The sequence below is a fragment of the Streptomyces sp. NPDC054813 genome (assembly GCF_053611365.1).
In genome coordinates, this window is sequence record NZ_JBSHAF010000043.1 from 19,909 (window position 1) to 36,845 (window position 16,937).

Genomic DNA, 16,937 nt, shown 5'->3' on the forward strand with positions numbered 1-16,937 from the left:
GATCATGCCGCTACCAGCGGCAAGTGCAAGCCGGCTACAGCCGGTTGAGAGGGGTCCCTGCCAGATGACGGCACCATTGCACGAGCCGACCGCGGAAGCGGCCCCGAGCGCGGCCGAAGAAGCGGCGGTTGTCACCGCCGGCGACAAGGCCGTGCAGGGGCGCTCCCTGGGCCGGATCGCCTGGGAGCGCCTCAAGCGCGACAAACTCGCCCTCTCGGGCGGCGTCGTCGTGCTCCTCCTCATCCTGGTCGCCGTTCTCGCCCCAGTGATCGCCAACCTGATCGGGCAGGATCCGGACACCTTCCACGAGAGCTTGATCGACCCTCTGTTCGGCACCCCCAAGGGGTCATTGGGCGCCATCAGCGGTGACCACCTGCTGGGCGTCGAGCCCGTCAACGGCCGCGACATCTTCGCGCGGATCCTCTACGGCTCCCGGATCTCGCTCCTCGTCGGCTTCCTGTCCGCGATCGTCGCCGTCGTGCTCGGCACCGTCCTCGGCATCCTGGCCGGCTTCTTCGGCGGCTGGGTCGACTCGGCGATCAGCCGCGTCATGGACGGTCTGCTGGCCTTCCCGCAGCTGCTCTTCATCATCGCGCTGGTCTCCGTGATGCCGAACGAGATGCTGGGCCTGAGCGGGTCCAGCGTGCGTGTGTTCGTGATGATCCTGGTCATCGGCTTCTTCGGCTGGCCGTACATCGGACGCGTGGTGCGCGGGCAGACCCTCTCGATGCGTGAGCGCGAGTACGTCGAGGCCGCCCGATCGCTGGGCGCCGGGCGCTTCTACATCCTGTTCAAGGAACTGCTGCCCAACCTGGTCGCGCCGATCATCGTCTACACGACGATGATGATCCCCACCAACATCCTCACCGAGGCGGCACTCAGCTTCCTGGGTGTGGGCGTCAAGCCGCCCACGTCCTCCTGGGGGCAGATGCTCTCCACCGCGATCGACTACTACGACTCGGACCCCATGTACATGGTCGTCCCCGGCGTGGCGATCTTCATCACCGTTCTGGCCTTCAACCTCTTCGGTGACGGCGTGCGGGACGCGCTGGACCCGAAGGGCGCCCGCTGAACCGCCTCACCCCAAGCGTCCCGTGCCATCTACACGGGGTCTCTCATCAAATCCGGAGGATCCGAGATCGTGACTACCCAACGCACCACAGGGCGGCGTAAGCAGGCGCTGGCCGCTGCTGCCGCGGTCGCCGGCATGCTGGCCTTGGCGGCGTGCGGCGGCAGCGGCAGCGACGGCGGCGGTTCGAAGAACGGCGCCGCCGGCTTCGACGCGGCGAACAACAAGGTCGCCCAGGCCTCGCTGGTCAAGAAGGGCGGGGAGCTGAAGTTCGTCTCCGCCCAGGACGCCGACTTCTGGGACACCACGCGCGGTTACTACGGCTTCATGTGGGACTTCTCGCGTTACTACAGCCGTCAGCTGCTCACCTACAAGACCGAGCCGGGTGCCGCGGGCGCCGAGATCACGCCCGACCTCGCCACCGACGAGGGCCAGGTCTCGGCCGACGGCAAGACGTACACGTTCCACCTGCGTGACGGGATCACCTGGGAGGACGGCAAGACCATCACCTCCCAGGACATCAAGTACGGCATCGAGCGGGTCTGGGCGCAGGACGTGCTGTCCGGCGGTCCGATCTACCTCCAGCAGATGCTCGACCCGAAGGACACCTACAAGGGTCCCTACAAGGACACCTCGAAGGACAAGCTCGGCCTGAAGGCGATCTCCACGCCCGACGCCAAGACGATCATCTTCCACCTGCCCAAGCCGAACTCCGACTTCAAGCAGGTCCTCGCCATGGTCACGGCGTCCCCGGTCCGCCAGGACATGGACACCAAGGCGAAGTACACGCTGCACCCCTTCTCCTCCGGTCCGTACAAGTTCCAGTCGTACAGCCCCGGCAAGAAGCTGGTGCTGGTCCGCAACACCAACTGGAAGGCGTCGTCGGACCCGGTGCGCAAGGCGTACCCGGACAAGATCTCGCTGACGATCTCCTCGAACCAGTCCGACATGGACCAGCGCCTGATCAACGGCGACTACGACATCGACGCCGGCCAGACGGGCCTGGGCCCGCAGGGCCGCACCATCGCCCTGAAGGAGCACAAGGGCAACCTGGACAACCCGGTCTCCGGCTTCATCCGCTACGCGGTCTTCCCGCAGAGCGTCAAGCCGTTCGACAACATCGAGTGCCGCAAGGCCGTCATCTACGCGGCCGACCACGTGTCGCTGCAGACCGCGCGCGGTGGCCCGGTCGCCGGTGGTGACATCGGCACCAACATGCTCCCGCCGTCGATCGCCGGTGGCGAGGGCCAGAAGTACGACCCGTACAAGATCGCCGGTGCCAACAAGAACGGCAACGACGACCTGGCCAAGCAGGCGCTGAAGGCCTGCGGTCAGCCGAACGGCTTCAAGACCACCATCGCCGTCCGCAACAACAAGCAGCAGGAGGTGGCCACGGCCACGTCCCTGCAGGCGGCGCTGAAGAAGGTCGGCATCCAGGCCGACATCTACCAGTACGACGGTGCGCAGAGCTCCGGCATCATCGGTTCTCCCTCGAATGTCGCGAAGAAGAAGCTCGGCATCATCATCATGGGCTGGGGTCCGGACTTCCCGACCGTCCAGGGCTACGGCATCCCGCTGTGGAGCAGCAACTACATCCTGCAGAGCGGTAACAACAACTTCGGCCTGATCAAGGACAAGTCGATCGACGGGCTGTTCGACCAGTACACCACCACGCTGGACGACGCGAAGAAGACGCAGATCGCCACGGAGATCAACCACAAGGTCAGTGACGGCGCGTACTACCTGCCCTTCACCTTCGAGCGACTCCTGAACTGGCGCTCCTCGCGTATCGCCAACGTCTACACGACGAACGCGTACAGCGGCTACTACGACTTCGTCAACATCGGTCTGAAGTCCACGAAGTAAATCCCGGCACACCCGCCGTACGGCACGAAAGGCAGGTGAAGGCCGGCGCGGCGGGACCGTGGGCCACCGGAAGACCTCCGGTGGTCCGCGGTCCCGCGGCGGGCCGTTAGCTGTGCTCGCTTACCTCATCAGGCGGCTGTTCGCCGCCGCAGTGATGCTGGTGGTCATCATCCTGGTGGTCTTCAGCATCTTCTTCCTCGTCCCCAAGTGGGCGGGCGTGGACATCGCCACGAGTTTCGTGGGCAAGCAGGCCGACCCTCATGCCGTCGAGGCGGTGCGGGAGAAGCTGGGTCTGAGCGACCCGATCTTCGTGCAGGTCTGGCACTTCTTCAAGGGCATCTTCGTAGGCCGCACCTACTCGGCCGGCGGAGACGTCACCCACTGTGCCGCGCCCTGCTTCGGCTACTCCTTCCGTAGCGAGCAGTCCGTATGGCCGGTGCTGACCGACCGCTTCCCGGTGACCCTGGGTCTCGCGCTCGGTGCCGCCGTGCTGTGGCTGGTCTTCGGCGTCGCGGCGGGTGTGCTCTCCGCGCTCAAGCGGGGCACCATCTGGGACCGGACGGCCATGGTGGTCGCGCTCGGCGGCGTGTCCCTGCCCATCTACTTCACAGGTCTGCTCTCGCTGGCGGTCTTCAGCTACGGGCTGAACTGGATCAACGGCCAGTACGTCCCCCTGGACCAGAGCTTCTCCGGCTGGCTCGGCGGCATGATCCTGCCCTGGATCACCCTTGCCTTCCTCTACGCCGCCATGTACGCCCGCATCACCCGCGCCACCATGCTGGAGATCCTTGGCGAGGACTACATCCGCACGGCACGCGCGAAGGGCCTCAAGGAACAGGTCGTCATCGGCAAGCACGCCATGCGCTCCACGATGACGCCGATCCTGACCATGCTCGGCATGGACCTCGGTGCTCTCATCGGCGGCGCCATCCTGACCGAGACGACGTTCAGCCTGCCCGGTCTCGGCCAGGCGGTGCTCACCGCCATCAAGAACCAGGATCTGCCCATCATTCTGGGCGTCACCCTGATCACTTCTCTCGCGGTGCTGATCGCCAACCTCGTGGTGGACGTCCTGTACGCCGTGATCGACCCCCGAGTGAGGCTCTCATGACGGAACTGAGCAAGAGCGGAGCGGCCGTGGGCGAGCCCACGCTCACCTCGCCCGCCCCGACGTCCTTCCTGGAAGTGCGCGACCTGAAGGTGCACTTCCCGACCGACGACGGCCTGGTCAAGTCCGTGGACGGGCTGAGCTTCACGCTGGAGAAGGGCAAGACCCTCGGCATCGTGGGCGAGTCCGGCTCCGGCAAGTCGGTGACCTCGCTCGGCATCATGGGGCTGCACACCGCCGGGCAGTACGGCAAGCGCAAGGCCCAGATCTCCGGCGAGATCTGGCTGGACGGCACCGAGCTGCTGTCCGCCGACCCCGACCACGTGCGCAAGCTGCGCGGCCGGGACATGGCGATGATCTTCCAGGACCCGCTGTCCGCGCTGCACCCGTACTACACGATCGGCCAGCAGATCGTGGAGGCGTACCGGATCCACCACGACGTCGACAAGAAGACCGCGAAGCGGCGTGCGGTCGAGATGCTCGACCGGGTGGGCATCCCGCAGCCGGACAAGCGCGTCGACAGCTACCCGCACGAGTTCTCCGGCGGTATGCGCCAGCGCGCGATGATCGCCATGTCGCTGGTGAACAACCCCGAGCTGCTCATCGCGGACGAGCCGACGACGGCCCTGGACGTGACCGTCCAGGCGCAGATCCTCGACCTGATCCGGGACCTGCAGACGGAGTTCGGCTCCGCGGTCATCATCATCACCCACGACCTGGGCGTCGTCGCCGAACTCGCCGACGACATCCTGGTGATGTACGGCGGCCGCTGCATCGAGCGGGGCCCGGCCGAGAAGGTGTTCTACGAGCCCCGCCACCCCTACACCTGGGGCCTGCTCGGCTCGATGCCGCGGCTCGACCGCGAGCAGCAGGAGCGCCTGATCCCGGTCAAGGGCTCCCCGCCCTCCCTGATCAACGTCCCGTCCGGCTGCGCCTTCAACCCGCGCTGCCCGTATGCCGACGTTCCGAAGGACAACGTCACCCGCACGGTCCGCCCCGAGCTGACCGAGGTCGGCAGCCAGCACTGGGCCGCCTGCCACATGACGCAGGAGCAGCGGGAGCGGATCTGGACCGAAGAGATTGCGCCGAAGCTGTGAGCGAGGACAAAGCGGTGACCATCCCTGCGCAGAGCGAAGGTGCCACCCTCACCAAGGACGCCACCCCCGGCGAGACCCTGCTGAAGGTGACCGGGCTTCAGAAGCACTTCCCGATCAAGAAGGGCCTGCTCCAGCGGCAGGTCGGTGCCGTGCACGCGGTCGACGGCCTCGACTTCGAGGTCAAGGCCGGTGAGACGCTGGGCGTCGTGGGCGAGTCGGGCTGCGGCAAGTCGACGATGGGCCGGCTGATCACCCGGCTGCTGGAGCCGACCGGCGGCACGGTCGAGTTCCAGGGCAAGGACATCACGCACCTCGGGGTGGGCGGCATGCGTCCGCTGCGCCGCGACGTCCAGATGATCTTCCAGGACCCGTACTCCTCGCTGAACCCGCGCCACACCATCGGCACGATCATCGGCGCCCCCTTCAAGCTGCAGGGCGTCACGCCCCCGGGCGGCATCAAGGCGGAGGTCCAGCGGCTGCTGTCGGTCGTGGGCCTCAACCCCGAGCACTACAACCGCTACCCGCACGAGTTCTCCGGCGGTCAGCGCCAGCGCATCGGCATCGCCCGCGCGCTCGCCCTGAAGCCGAAGCTGGTCGTGGCGGACGAGCCGGTCTCGGCGCTGGACGTGTCGATCCAGGCGCAGGTCGTCAACCTGCTGGACGACCTCCAGCAGGAGCTCGGTCTGACGTACGTGATCATCGCGCACGACCTCTCGGTCGTCCGGCACGTCTCGGACCGGATCGCGGTGATGTACCTCGGCAAGATCGTGGAGCTGGCCGACCGCGAGTCGCTGTACAAGGCGCCGATGCACCCGTACACCAAGGCGCTCATGTCGGCGGTGCCGATTCCGGACCCGCGGCGCAAGAACGCCAAGAGCGACCGCATCCTGCTCCAGGGTGACGTGCCCTCGCCGATCTCGCCGCCGAGCGGCTGCCGCTTCCACACCCGGTGCTGGAAGGCGACGGAGATCTGCAAGACGACCGAGCCGAAGCTCGTCGAGCTGAAGCCCGGTCAGCAGGTCGCCTGCCACCACCCGGAGAACTTCGCCGACCAGGCCCCGCAGGACACGGTTCTGCTGACGGTCGCCAAGGAGGCGGCCGAGTTGGTCGCGGCCGAGGTGCTCGCGGAGTCTGCGGAGACGTCGGCAGCGGTGGCGGCGGAGGTGGCGGCGGCAGAGGTCGCCGAAGCCGCGACTCCGGCGGAGGCCGAGAGCCAGGAGCCGGCGGAGGCCGAGAGCCAGGAGTCGGCGGAGGCCGAGAGCCAGGAGTCGGCGGAGGCCGAGAGCCAGGAGCCGGCGGAGGCCGAGAGCCAGGAGCCGACTGACAAGCAGAGCTGATCGCTTGTCGAAGTGCGACGCCGAAGTACCGGCAGGGGCCATCCCTGCCGGTACTTCCTTTACGCGGCGCCGTAGTGGCAGCAATTCCCCTTCACCCTGTCCCGGTCGGCGCCGGCGCGGAGGTAAACCCCCACGCCGAAGGCCGAGGTGTCTCGAGGGCCAGGAGTCAACCGGCGGGTGACGCATGACAAGTTGGTAAAGTCATGCACATGACCGAACGGGAGCCTGCAGAGTCGTCCGTGTCCGATTATCGGCACACGCTCGAGAGGGACGACTCATGAAACTCTCCCGTTCGGCACGTTTAGGGGCCCTCGCGACAGCGGCGGCCTCTTTCCTTGTCATAGCCGCATCCCCCGCCCCCACACCGGGCGCCCCCGGCATCGGTGACCCCTACTTCCCCGACCTGGGCAACGGCGGCTTCGACGCCCGTCACTACGACCTCGACGTGGCGTACAACCCGGACACCGACCGTCTCGACGGCCGTACGACACTCACCGCGCACGCCACCCAGAACCTCTCCTCCCTCGATCTCGACCTCCAGAAGCTGGAGGTCACACGCGTCGAAGTGAACGGCAGACGGGCCCAGTTCACGCGCACCGGCGACGAGATCACCATCACGCCGAGGAACCCGGTGGCCAAGGGCCGCGACTTCACCGTCACCGTCACCTACGGCGGCGTCCCCGAACCCCTCAGCGGCCCCATCGTCTTCGGCTCCGACTACGGCTGGATGAAGACCGCCGACGGCGTCTTCGTCGCCTGCGAGCCCAACGCCGCCTCCACCTGGTTCCCGTCCAGCGACCACCCCTCCGACAAGGCCACCTATGACATCCGGATCAATGCCCCGAAGGGCCTGACCGGCGTTTCCAACGGCCGGCTGGTATCGACGTACGACAAGGGCGCCTCGACGTACACGCACTGGCGGGAGAGCCGGCCCATGGCGACCTATCTCGCCACCGCCACCATCGGGAAGTTCGACGTGCAGACCGGGAAGACGCCCTCCGGCATCCCCATCTACGTCGCCATCGACCCGGTCCTCGCGAACAGCAACAGCGTCGACGTGTACGCCGTGACGGCCGCCGCCACCGACTACTGGTCGCAGATCTTCGGGCCGTACCCCTTCGAGGAGACCGGCGCGATCGTCGACGACATGCCGGAGGCCGGGTTCTCGCTCGAGGTGCAGAGCAAGCCGGCCTACTCGGCGGTGCGCAACGAGACGACGATCGTGCACGAGCTGGCCCACCAGTGGTTCGGCGACTCGGTGAGCGTGGCGCAGTGGAAGGACATCTGGCTCAACGAGGGCTTCGCCACCTACGCCCAGTGGCTGTGGGCGGAGCACCAGGGCACCCGCTCGGCCCACGACTCCTTCCTGGCCGGCTACAACTCCCGCGCCGCGGACAACGCCTTCTGGCAGACCGTCGTCGCCGACCCGCAGCGCGACACCATGTTCGCCTCCGCCGTCTACCAGCGCGGCGCGATGACCCTGCAGATGCTGCGCGAGCGGATCGGGGACACCGCGTTCTTCAAGCTGCTGCCCGCCTGGACGAAGCTGCACCGGTACGGCAACGCCGACACCGCCGACTTCATCCGGCTCGCGGAGAAGGTCTCGGGGCAGCAGCTCGACGACCTGTTCCGGACCTGGCTGTTCACCCCAGGGAAACCCGCCCTGTGAGCCTGGCTTTGTAAGGTTCATGCGCCCTGACAGGTCACAATGTCAGGGTGCAGCTCCAGCAACTCTTCTCTCCCTCCGTCCAGCACACGCTCGATGTCATCGGCATCTTCGTGTTCGCGATCTCCGGCGCGCTGCTGGCCGTCCGCAAGAACTTCGACGTCTTCGGCATCGCCGTGCTCGCCGAGGTCACCGCGCTGGGCGGAGGGATCTTCCGGGACGTGATCATCGGGGCCGTGCCCCCGGCCGCCTTCACGGACCTGGGGTACTTCATCACCCCCCTGCTCACGGCGCTCGTGGTGTTCTTCCTGCATCCGCACGTCGAGCGCATCCAGTCGTCGGTGCTGGTCTTCGACGCGGCCGGCCTCGGTCTGTTCTGCGTGACCGGCACCACGAAGGCGTACTCCTACGGCCTCAATCTGACCGCCTCGGTCGCCCTGGGGCTCGCCACCGCGGTCGGCGGCGGTGTGCTCAGGGACGTGCTCGCCAACGAGGTTCCCTCGCTGCTGCGCTGGGACCGCGACCTGTACGCGGTCCCGGCGATCGTCGGGGCGACCATGGTGGCACTGTGCATCCGTTACGACGTGCTGACCCCGTTCACCAGCGGGCTCGCGGTCGTCACCGCTTTCGTGCTGCGCCTGCTCGCGATGCGGTTCCACTGGCGAGCGCCGCGTGCGTGGAACCGGCGGACGACGGTTCGCGAGGAGTAGTACCGGCCCTGACGTGGCTCTGGCCCATGTTGACCGTCAGCCACTCGAAGACGGCCGGGATCTGGGGCCGCCACAGCGCCATGTTGTGGCCGCCCGCGCTGCGCGGCAGGAACACCACATGCACGGTGGTCGGTGCCTTGGCGACCTGTTCGAGCGCCACTCCGGCCTGGTAGCCGTCGCCGGACTCGCCGGAGACGTAGAGGGCGATCCGGGGCGGGGCGGCCGCCTTCCGGAGCAGCAGATAGGGATTGTTCCGCTCGCGCAGGGTCACGCTCTGCGCGGCGAGTGAATTGCGTTCGCCGATCGGGTCGTTGTAGCCCGACAGGCTGATCGCGGCCCGGTAGCGATCCGGGTGGGCGACGGCCAGCTTGACCGCGCAGTGCGCGCCCGCCGAGTACCCGGCGACCGCCCAGTTCGCCGGGGCCGTGGCGGCGCGGAAGTTGTCGGTCACCATCTTCGGCACGTCGATGCTGAGCCAGCTGTCGGCGTTCACGGTGCCCGGGATGTTGGCGCAGCCGGTGTCCACGCCGGCCAGCAGGTTGGTGCGCGGGGCGACCAGGATGAAGGGCGCGACCCGGCCGCTCCTCATCAGCGGCTCCAGTTGCTCGTGCACCTTCAGCGAACCGAACCAGGCCTTGGCCGAGCCGGGATAGCCCGGCAGCAGCTCCACCACCGGGAACCGGTGGTAGCGGTACTCCGGTTCGTCGTACTGGGGCGGCAGCCAGACGTAGACCTCGGCGTTGACGCCCGAGACCCGGCCCTTGAGCTGGGTGACCCGGACCCCGCCGGCCGCGCGCATGGCCGGCCCCTCGGACGCCGTGAAGCTCTGCCTCACCTTGGGCAACCGTTTCAGAGCTATGCCGCCGGTACCGTCCTGGCCGAGGTCGGCGGCCTGCTGGACGTGGTTGCCGGTCCCGAGCAGGTCGGCCCAGTTGTCGTACAGGTCGTTCTGGTTGTTGACCAGCACGAAGATCAGCGTCACCGCGGTGGCCTGCGCGAACAGCAGCATCAGGACCCGGGCCGCGGTGCGCACTGCCTGGGGCCCGCGCATCCTCGACCACAGGACGAGCGGGAGTATGAGGGCGACCACGGACAGGACGATGGTCGTGTAGAGGAACGGAGTCCCGGTGAGGCTCATGACCCCATAGAGGGGAATTCCGGGCTCCGGGTTACGGACGTGTCCGGACACTTACCTAGAAATTGCCGGAACCTCACCCCGGCGGGTGGATCCTTTACCGGCCGGTCCGCTGGTATGTAGATCACAAAAGCTACCGCTTAGTAATCAATTCTTGTACTGTTCAGCCATGCCAGAAGCAGCTTCCACGCGGGCCGTGATCGGCGACAGCGAGTTCGACCGCGACACGGCGGTCGTCCGGCGCGCGCCCGGGGTCTACGACATCGACCTCTCGGCCGGCTGGACCATCATCAGCGCCGTCAACGGCGGCTATCTGCTGGCCGTCCTCGGCCGGGCCCTCGCGGACACGCTGCCGCATCCGGACCCGTTCACCATCTCCGCGCACTACCTGACCGCGTCCCAGCCGGGCCCGGCCGTGATCCGCACGGACACCGTCCGCACCGGCCGCACCCTCTCCACCGGCCAGGCCTCGCTCTTCCAGTACGACGACGACGGCAACGAGGTCGAACGCATCCGCGTCCTCGCCTCCTACGGCGACCTCGCCGCCCTCCCCGACGACGTCCGCACCACGGCGACCCCGCCGGCCATCCCGCCCATGGACCAGTGCTTCGGGCCCGAGGACGGACCTGCCCCGGTCGACGGCAGCTCCGCCATCACCGAGCGCCTGATGCTCAAGCTGGATCCGTCGACCCTCGGCTGGGCCCTCGGCGCCCCCTCCGGCAAGGGCGAGATGCGCTCCTGGTTCGGCCTCGCCGACGGCCGTGACGCCGACCCCCTCGCCCTGCTCCTGGCCGTCGACGCGCTGCCGCCCACCGCCTTCGAGATCGGCCTCAAGGGCTGGGTCCCCACGGTCGAACTCACCGTGCACGTCCGCCACCGCCCCGCCCCGGGCCCGTTGCGTGTTTCCATCACCACCCGCAACCTGGCCGGCGGCTTCCTGGAGGAGGACGCCGAGGTCTGGGACAGCGCCGACCGACTGGTCGCCCAGTCACGGCAGTTGGCCCGGGTCCGCCTCGGCTGAGGTATCCGCCGGGACCCCGTTCTGTCACGGACGTGTACCAGCGAGTAGACCGCGACCGTCCGGAAAGGAGCAGGTCAGTGGGTTTTCTTGAACCGCCCTTTACCCGAGTCACAGGCCGGGGACAGTGCGGGCCCAAGTACGCCCTAAGCGCCGTTGGTTGAGTGCCACGCCTCAGGACTCCCTCATCCTTTATGGAGCTGTCTCTCATGAAGCGTGTACGTCTCGTCCCCGCGGTCGCCCTGCTCGCCGTGTCTCCGCTGCTGCTGACCGCGTGCGGCTCGGGCGACTCGTCGTCGTCCTCCGGCAGCGGCAACTCCGGCCAGTCGCAGTCCTGTCAGGCGCCGTCCGGCATGCCGACCGGCAACGCCTCCGGAATGCCGAGCGGTGCTCCCTCCGGTGCGCCCACGGGCAACTCCACCGTCAAGCCCACCGGCATGCCGAGCGGCGGTCCGGGCGCCGGCGGTCAGGGCGGCCCTGGCGGCGGTCAGGGCGGCGGTGGGTGCGGCGGCGGTCAGGGCGGCCCCGGTGCGGGCGGTGCGGCGCCCAGCGGGGCGCCGACCCAGCAGGCCACGAAGAGCTGACACCAGGCGTCGTACGACAGGGGCGGCGCGTCCGGCGAGCGGACGCACCGCCCCTTCGCGTCGCCCGGACAGGCCCTAGTCCAGCCAGTGCTGTCGGCCGAGACTGATCAGGCGCATCTGGCGGGCGGCGACCTGGGTGACGCGCTGCCGCTCCCCCTCCGAGGGCTCCGGCGACTCCAGGGTCTCCAGGAACAGCGACGCGGTCATGAGCATCTGGTCCACGTAGAGGTGGGCGAGCATCAGCAGGTCGTCGTCGTTCCACCCGGCGGCCTCGGGGTCCTTGGCCAGCTCGGTCTTGACCTCCTCGGCGAACCGGGCCAGTTGGTCCCGGATGGCCTCGCGCACCGGCTGCACCCCGCCGTGCCGCTCCCGGGCGATGAACCGGACATGCGCCGGGTGCGCGGCCACATGGTCGGCGATCAGCCGCACAGCACGGGTGATGCGCTCCGGGCCGGGCGTGGAGACGGTCGTGCGGACCATGGGGTGCAGGCTGCCGAGCGCCTCGTCGACGAGGGCGACGCCCAGGTCGGCGGTGGAGCGGAAGTGCCGGTAGAAGGCGGTCGGGGCGACGCCGACGGCCCGGGTGACCTCGCGCAGCCCCAGGCTGCTCAGACTCTGCTCCTCCAGCAGCCCCAGCGCCGCGTCCAGGAAGGCCTGGCGGGTCTTCTGCTTCTGGGCCTGTCGGATGCCGAGGGTGTGACTCATGTCATCCAGTTAACAACTGTTCTCCGGAATTGAAAAGCCGTCGGAGTTGCTAGACTCAAAGTCAGTGAACAAGTGTTACTACAACCGTTCACCCAAACTTAACGGAGGGGGGATCGAATCCCATGCTGTTCCTCGTCGCCGCACTCATGCTGCTCGGCGTGGTGCTGGGCACCGTGGCCCACGCGCCGCTCGACGTCACCGCAGGACTCGCTGCCGTGATCGCCGTCTGGCTGGCCGTCTTCGCACTCCGCGAGCGCATCGCCCGCCGGCGCCGCACCTCGGCCAACTGACCGTCCACCACGACTTCCAGGAGCTGAGCCATGCTGCACCTCACCGCCCCGGCCACCACCCGCCCCGAACCCCGCACCCGCGACGCCGACGGCATGGCCGTGGCGTCCTTCATCCTCGGCCTCCTCGGCCTCCTCGTCCTGAACCTGTTCCTGGGCCCGATCGCGATCGTCCTGGCCCTGGTCTCGCTGTGGCGCGGCACGCAGCGCAAGGGCCGCGCATACCTGGGCCTGGCCCTGGGCGTCGCGGACCTGGCGGTCCTCGCCCTCGCGATGGAGATCTCGAACACGGTGTCCTGGAGCTTGTGAGCGGGACCCTGTGAGCCCCGTTCAGGGAAGCGCCCCCTCAGGGGCGCGGGGAACTGCGCGACCAGCCCCGCACGGCCCGCAGTGACCCACCGGCCGAGCCGACCACGGCGCCCTCGGTTCCACGGCGAAGCCCCCGTAGAATCGACCCACCATGGCCTACCTCGACCACGCCGCCACGACCCCGATGCTCCCGGAGGCGGTAGAAGCCCTCACCGCTACCCTCGGCGTCACCGGCAACGCGTCCTCCCTGCACGCCTCCGGCCGCAAGGCCCGCCGCACGGTCGAGGAATCGAGGGAAACCCTCGCGGCGGTACTCGGCGCCCGCCCCAGCGAGGTCGTCTTCACCTCCGGCGGCACCGAGGCCGACAACCTCGCGGTCAAGGGCCTCTACTGGGCCCGCCGGGACGCCGACCCCGCCCGCACCCGCGTCCTGTCCAGCCCCGTCGAACACCACGCGGTCCTCGACGCGGTCGACTGGCTCGGCGAACACGAGGGCGCGACGGTGGAGTACCTCCCCGTCGACTCCTACGGCCGGGTCCATCCCGAGGCGCTGCGCGAGGCGATCGCCCGCAACCCCGACGACGTGGCCCTCGTCACCGTCATGTGGGCCAACAACGAGATCGGCACGGTCCTGCCGGTCCGCGAACTCGCCGACGTGACAAGCGAGTTCGGCATCCCCCTGCACGCCGACGCGGTCCAGGCCGTCGGCCAGACCCCGGTGGACTTCGCCGCCTCCGGCCTCGCCGCGATGACCGTCTCCGGCCACAAGGTCGGCGGCCCGTACGGCATCGGCGCCCTGCTCCTCGGCCGTGAGTACACCCCCGTGCCGGTCCTGCACGGCGGCGGCCAGGAGCGGCACGTCCGCTCCGGCACCCTCGACGTCCCGGCGATCGCCTCCTTCGCGGTCGCGACGAACCTCGCCGTCGAGCGCCGCGAGTGGTTCGCCCGCGAGATCGGCGCCCTGCGCGACCAGTTGGTCGACGCCGTGCGCACGGCCGTACCGGACGCGATCCTCGGCGGCGACCCGGTGGAGCGCCTGCCGGCCAACGCGCACTTCACCTTCCCCGGCTGCGAGGGCGACTCGCTGCTCCTGCTGCTCGACGCCCAGGGCATCGAATGCTCGACGGGCTCCGCGTGCACGGCCGGGGTGGCCCAGCCGAGCCATGTCCTGCTGGCTACCGGGACCGACCCGGACCTGGCCCGCGGCACCCTGCGCTTCTCGCTCGGTCACACCTCCACCCAGGCCGACGTGGAGGCGGTCGCCAAGGCGATCGGCCCGGCGGTGGAGCGGGCCCGGGGGGGGCGGGGGGGGGGGGCCCCGCGCCCCCCCCCCCCCCGTTTGGGGGGGCCCCCCCGCGCGCCCCCCCCCCCGGCGCCCCGCCCGGGAGCCGGGCGGGGGGGGCGGCCGGGCCGGGGCCGCGGGGCGGTGAGGCGCGCGGCACCGCCGGCGGCGCTGGGGGCGGCCGCCGGCTGACCCCCCGCCGGCGGCAGCCGTCCCGAGAGCCAGGTTCGGGCTAGCTCTCGGTGACCATGAGGGACGCCATCATGCCCTCGTCCTCGTGCTGCAGGAGATGGCAGTGGAGCATGTACATGTACGTGTCGTCGGTGAAGTCGGTGAACTCCATGGCGATCTCGATGGAGCCACCGCCGACCACCTCGTAGGTGTCGTACCAGCCGAGCTCGACCCCGGTGGGATCCTCGCCGTTGATGGAGATCAGCTGGTACGGCACGTCGTGCAGATGGAACGAGTGCTCCAGCTGGGTGCCGTTCTTGATCGTCCAGATCTCCTTCGACCCGAGGGTCGTGCTGATCATGGCCATCGAGCTCATGCTGGTACCGGCCGAGCCGTTGATGGTCATGGTGGTGCCGCTCTGGCCGAGGGTGATGGTCCGGGCGGTGAAGTCGCTGGTGTCGTACCGGTCGATGGTCCGCAGCGAGGTCGGCAGGTCGTCCGGGGTGTCGGTGCCGCCGGCGGCGACGGTCAGGAAGTCGTACGTGCCGCTGCCGCCGCGCACCCAGCCGGTGGTGACGACCGCCTGGAGGGTGACGTCGTCCGACAGGTCCATGACCATCTCGGCGCGGGCGCCGGCCACCAGCCGGATCTCGGTCACGTCCGCCGCCGCGGACAGATAACCCTGGTCGGTGGCGATCTGCGACATCGTGCCGCCGTCGCTGCGCTGGATGGTGATGATGTCCGACGGCGAGGCGTTGAGCAGCCGGAACCGGGTCCGGGTCTTGGTCGCGGAGAAGGTGAGTGTGGTGTCGTCGACGTTGGTGCCGTTGACCAGCAGCGGGTAGGTCAGGTCGCCGCCGAGGTAGCCGGTGAGGTCGTACTTGATGTCGCCGTCGGCGTCCACGGCCAGGCACTGGAAGATCAGCGGGATGTCGTCGGTGCCGTAGGTGGTGGGCAGCGCGGCGCTGGTGGTGTTGTCGCTGTCGTCGACGATGATCATGCCGGCCAGGCCGTGCACCGCCTGCTTGGCCGTGGTGCCCAGGGCGTGCGGGTGGTACCAGAGCGTCATGGGCTCGTCGAGCACCTCGAAGGTCGGCGACCAGGTCTCCCCGTCGGAGAAGGCGACCTGGGGACCGCCGTCCATCTTGGCCGGGACGTGCGCGCCGTGGAAGTGGACCGTGGTGTCCTCACCCAGGCTGTTGGTGATGTTGAGGAGGACCGTGTTGCCCTTGGTCCACTTCATGGTCGGGCCGAGGAAGGACTGGTTGTAGCCCGCGGTGGTGCTGGTGACACCGCTGATCACCTCGGCGCTGCCGGTCTGCGCCTCGATCGTGTAGGTGGTGGTGCTGTCGGAGGTGGTGCCCTCCAGGAGGTCCGGGACGGAGAGGGTGGCGGTGTTGGTCGCGGCGCCGGCCTTGTTGCCGCTCGCGTCGGTCAGCAGGGCGAAGGTCGCACCGCCCGCGGCGACCGCGCCCAGACCGACGCCGGCCATGCCGCCGAGGAACTTCCGCCGGTGTACGCCCTTGCCGCGCTTGGCCGTCGCGTCCTTGGAGTGCTCGGCCCCGGTGACGCGCTCGGCCTTGGAGTGCTCCGCGCCCTTGGCGCGCCGGCGCCTGCCGCGGGTGTCCTGCTCTTCGCTGCCGCCCGTCTCGAAGGAGGGCTCTGAGGTGTGGGTCATGGCGGGGATGTTTGACCTGAGCCCTGTGTGAAATCTGAGGCGAAGTTAGGAAGTGGGCGGGGGGACTGTGAGGCGGCCGTGGATGCTGGTGATGCTGAACTCCATTGAAAGGAGACGGAGTTGACCAGGCGCAGCTGGCGCCCGGGGTGGGGGACGCAATGGACACAGGCAGCGCGCAGAGCGAGCACAGGATAACGATTCAGTCACATGCGGAACCGGGGGTCAGGCCTGTCCGACCCGCCGTACAAGACCCATGTAGCGATCCCAGTCCCAGTACTTGCCCGGGTCGGTGTGGTCCGTCCCCGGCACCTCCACATGACCGATCACATGCTCGCGGTCCATGGACATGCCGTACCGCCGGCATATCGCGGCCGTCAGCCGCGCCGACGCCGCGTACATCGCGTCGGTGAAGTCCTCCGGACGGTCCACGAAACCCTCGTGCTCGATGCCGACACTGCGCTCGTTGTACGACCGGTTGCCCGCGTGGAACGCCACGTCCAGCTCGCGGACCAGCTGGGTGACCCGCCCGTCCTTGCGCACGATGTAGTGCGCCGCCGCCTCGTGCGCCGGGTCCTGGAAGACCTTCACCGCGCTCGCGTAGCCGCCCTGGGTGACATGGATGACCACCCGGTCGATCGGATAGTCGTCCGGCCGGTTCGCCGTCCGGTAGTTCGCGGGCGATGCGGCCACCCAGCGCGCGCCCCTGAAGTCCACCGCGCCGGCCACCCGCGCCTTGCGCACTCCCGGCAGCCGCCAGTAAAGCCGCGTCAGCTCGTCCCTGGTCAGCGCCACCGTGCCCGCGGCGGCCGCCGCCCCGCCGATCAGCAGCGCCCGCCGCCCGATCCGCCGGTCCCGATCACCGCTCGTCGCCCCCATGTGATCCCCAACGGATACTCGCGGGCCCCGGTTCCCCGC

Annotated in this window: 15 protein-coding genes and 1 pseudogene; 12 read left to right on the forward strand and 4 right to left on the reverse strand. The window is 68.9% G+C overall.

What is annotated here, in order from left to right:
• Positions 1 to 64: 64 nt before the first annotated feature.
• From ACWGJB_RS47145 to ACWGJB_RS47175, 7 genes are all read left to right on the forward strand, one after another.
• Entirely contained in the window at positions 65 to 1,072 is a 1,008-nt protein-coding gene (locus ACWGJB_RS47145; protein ID WP_453386202.1) for an ABC transporter permease, read from the forward strand.
• Positions 1,073 to 1,141: 69 nt separating this feature from the next.
• Positions 1,142 to 2,935, forward strand: a complete 1,794-nt coding sequence (locus ACWGJB_RS47150; protein ID WP_453386203.1) for an ABC transporter substrate-binding protein — start codon at positions 1,142 to 1,144, stop codon at positions 2,933 to 2,935.
• 112 nt (positions 2,936 to 3,047) lie between these two features.
• Positions 3,048 to 4,046: an ABC transporter permease gene (locus tag ACWGJB_RS47155; protein WP_453386204.1), complete on the forward strand. Its 999-nt coding sequence runs from the start codon at positions 3,048 to 3,050 to the stop codon at positions 4,044 to 4,046.
• Positions 4,043 to 5,140, forward strand: a complete 1,098-nt coding sequence (locus ACWGJB_RS47160) for an ABC transporter ATP-binding protein (RefSeq protein WP_453386205.1) — start codon at positions 4,043 to 4,045, stop codon at positions 5,138 to 5,140. Before ACWGJB_RS47155 ends, ACWGJB_RS47160 begins: the two co-directional genes overlap by 4 nt.
• Before the next feature lie 14 nt (positions 5,141 to 5,154).
• Positions 5,155 to 6,477, forward strand: coding sequence for a dipeptide ABC transporter ATP-binding protein (locus ACWGJB_RS47165; RefSeq protein WP_453386206.1), 1,323 nt, complete (start codon positions 5,155 to 5,157; stop codon positions 6,475 to 6,477).
• 277 nt (positions 6,478 to 6,754) lie between these two features.
• The gene (locus ACWGJB_RS47170) at positions 6,755 to 8,146 is read left to right on the forward strand and encodes a M1 family metallopeptidase (RefSeq protein ID WP_453386207.1); all 1,392 of its coding nucleotides are present in this window, start codon (positions 6,755 to 6,757) and stop codon (positions 8,144 to 8,146) included.
• A gap of 47 nt (positions 8,147 to 8,193) precedes the next feature.
• Positions 8,194 to 8,853: a trimeric intracellular cation channel family protein gene (locus ACWGJB_RS47175; RefSeq protein WP_453386208.1), complete on the forward strand. Its 660-nt coding sequence runs from the start codon at positions 8,194 to 8,196 to the stop codon at positions 8,851 to 8,853.
• On the opposite strand, the gene ACWGJB_RS47180 is transcribed toward ACWGJB_RS47175, so the two are convergent.
• A complete protein-coding gene (locus ACWGJB_RS47180) occupies positions 8,762 to 9,991 on the reverse strand; it encodes an alpha/beta hydrolase (protein WP_453386209.1) in 1,230 nt (409 codons plus the stop codon). The genes ACWGJB_RS47175 and ACWGJB_RS47180 overlap by 92 nt on opposite strands.
• A gap of 166 nt (positions 9,992 to 10,157) precedes the next feature.
• Between ACWGJB_RS47180 and ACWGJB_RS47185 the strand changes: the two genes are divergently transcribed.
• Positions 10,158 to 11,009 carry a thioesterase family protein gene (locus ACWGJB_RS47185; protein WP_453386210.1) on the forward strand — a complete coding sequence of 284 codons (852 nt, stop codon included), beginning with the start codon at positions 10,158 to 10,160 and terminating at the stop codon, positions 11,007 to 11,009.
• 206 nt (positions 11,010 to 11,215) lie between these two features.
• Positions 11,216 to 11,590, forward strand: a complete 375-nt coding sequence (locus ACWGJB_RS47190; protein WP_453386211.1) for a hypothetical protein — start codon at positions 11,216 to 11,218, stop codon at positions 11,588 to 11,590.
• A gap of 75 nt (positions 11,591 to 11,665) precedes the next feature.
• Here the strand turns inward: ACWGJB_RS47190 and ACWGJB_RS47195 are convergent, their stop codons facing one another.
• The gene (locus ACWGJB_RS47195) at positions 11,666 to 12,295 is read right to left on the reverse strand and encodes a TetR family transcriptional regulator (protein ID WP_453386212.1); all 630 of its coding nucleotides are present in this window, start codon (positions 12,293 to 12,295) and stop codon (positions 11,666 to 11,668) included.
• A 122-nt stretch (positions 12,296 to 12,417) separates the two neighbouring features.
• On the opposite strand from ACWGJB_RS47195, the gene ACWGJB_RS47200 reads away from it, so the two are divergent.
• The 3 genes and pseudogenes from ACWGJB_RS47200 to ACWGJB_RS47210 form a co-directional block, all read left to right on the forward strand.
• Positions 12,418 to 12,585 carry a hypothetical protein gene (locus tag ACWGJB_RS47200; protein WP_351323447.1) on the forward strand — a complete coding sequence of 56 codons (168 nt, stop codon included), beginning with the start codon at positions 12,418 to 12,420 and terminating at the stop codon, positions 12,583 to 12,585.
• A gap of 33 nt (positions 12,586 to 12,618) precedes the next feature.
• On the forward strand, positions 12,619 to 12,891 hold the full coding sequence (locus ACWGJB_RS47205) for a DUF4190 domain-containing protein (RefSeq protein ID WP_453386237.1): 273 nt from the start codon (positions 12,619 to 12,621) through the stop codon (positions 12,889 to 12,891).
• Between the two features lie 151 nt (positions 12,892 to 13,042).
• A pseudogene (locus ACWGJB_RS47210) lies at positions 13,043 to 14,188 on the forward strand (cysteine desulfurase family protein); the annotation flags it as partial.
• Positions 14,189 to 14,405: 217 nt separating this feature from the next.
• On the opposite strand, the gene ACWGJB_RS47215 reads toward ACWGJB_RS47210, so the two are convergent.
• Positions 14,406 to 16,022 (reverse strand): multicopper oxidase family protein, encoded by a 1,617-nt coding sequence (locus tag ACWGJB_RS47215; RefSeq protein WP_453386213.1) that lies wholly within the window; start codon positions 16,020 to 16,022, stop codon positions 14,406 to 14,408.
• Positions 16,023 to 16,244: 222 nt separating this feature from the next.
• Positions 16,245 to 16,898, reverse strand: a complete 654-nt coding sequence (locus ACWGJB_RS47220; protein WP_453386214.1) for an N-acetylmuramoyl-L-alanine amidase — start codon at positions 16,896 to 16,898, stop codon at positions 16,245 to 16,247.
• Positions 16,899 to 16,937 lie beyond the last annotated feature (39 nt).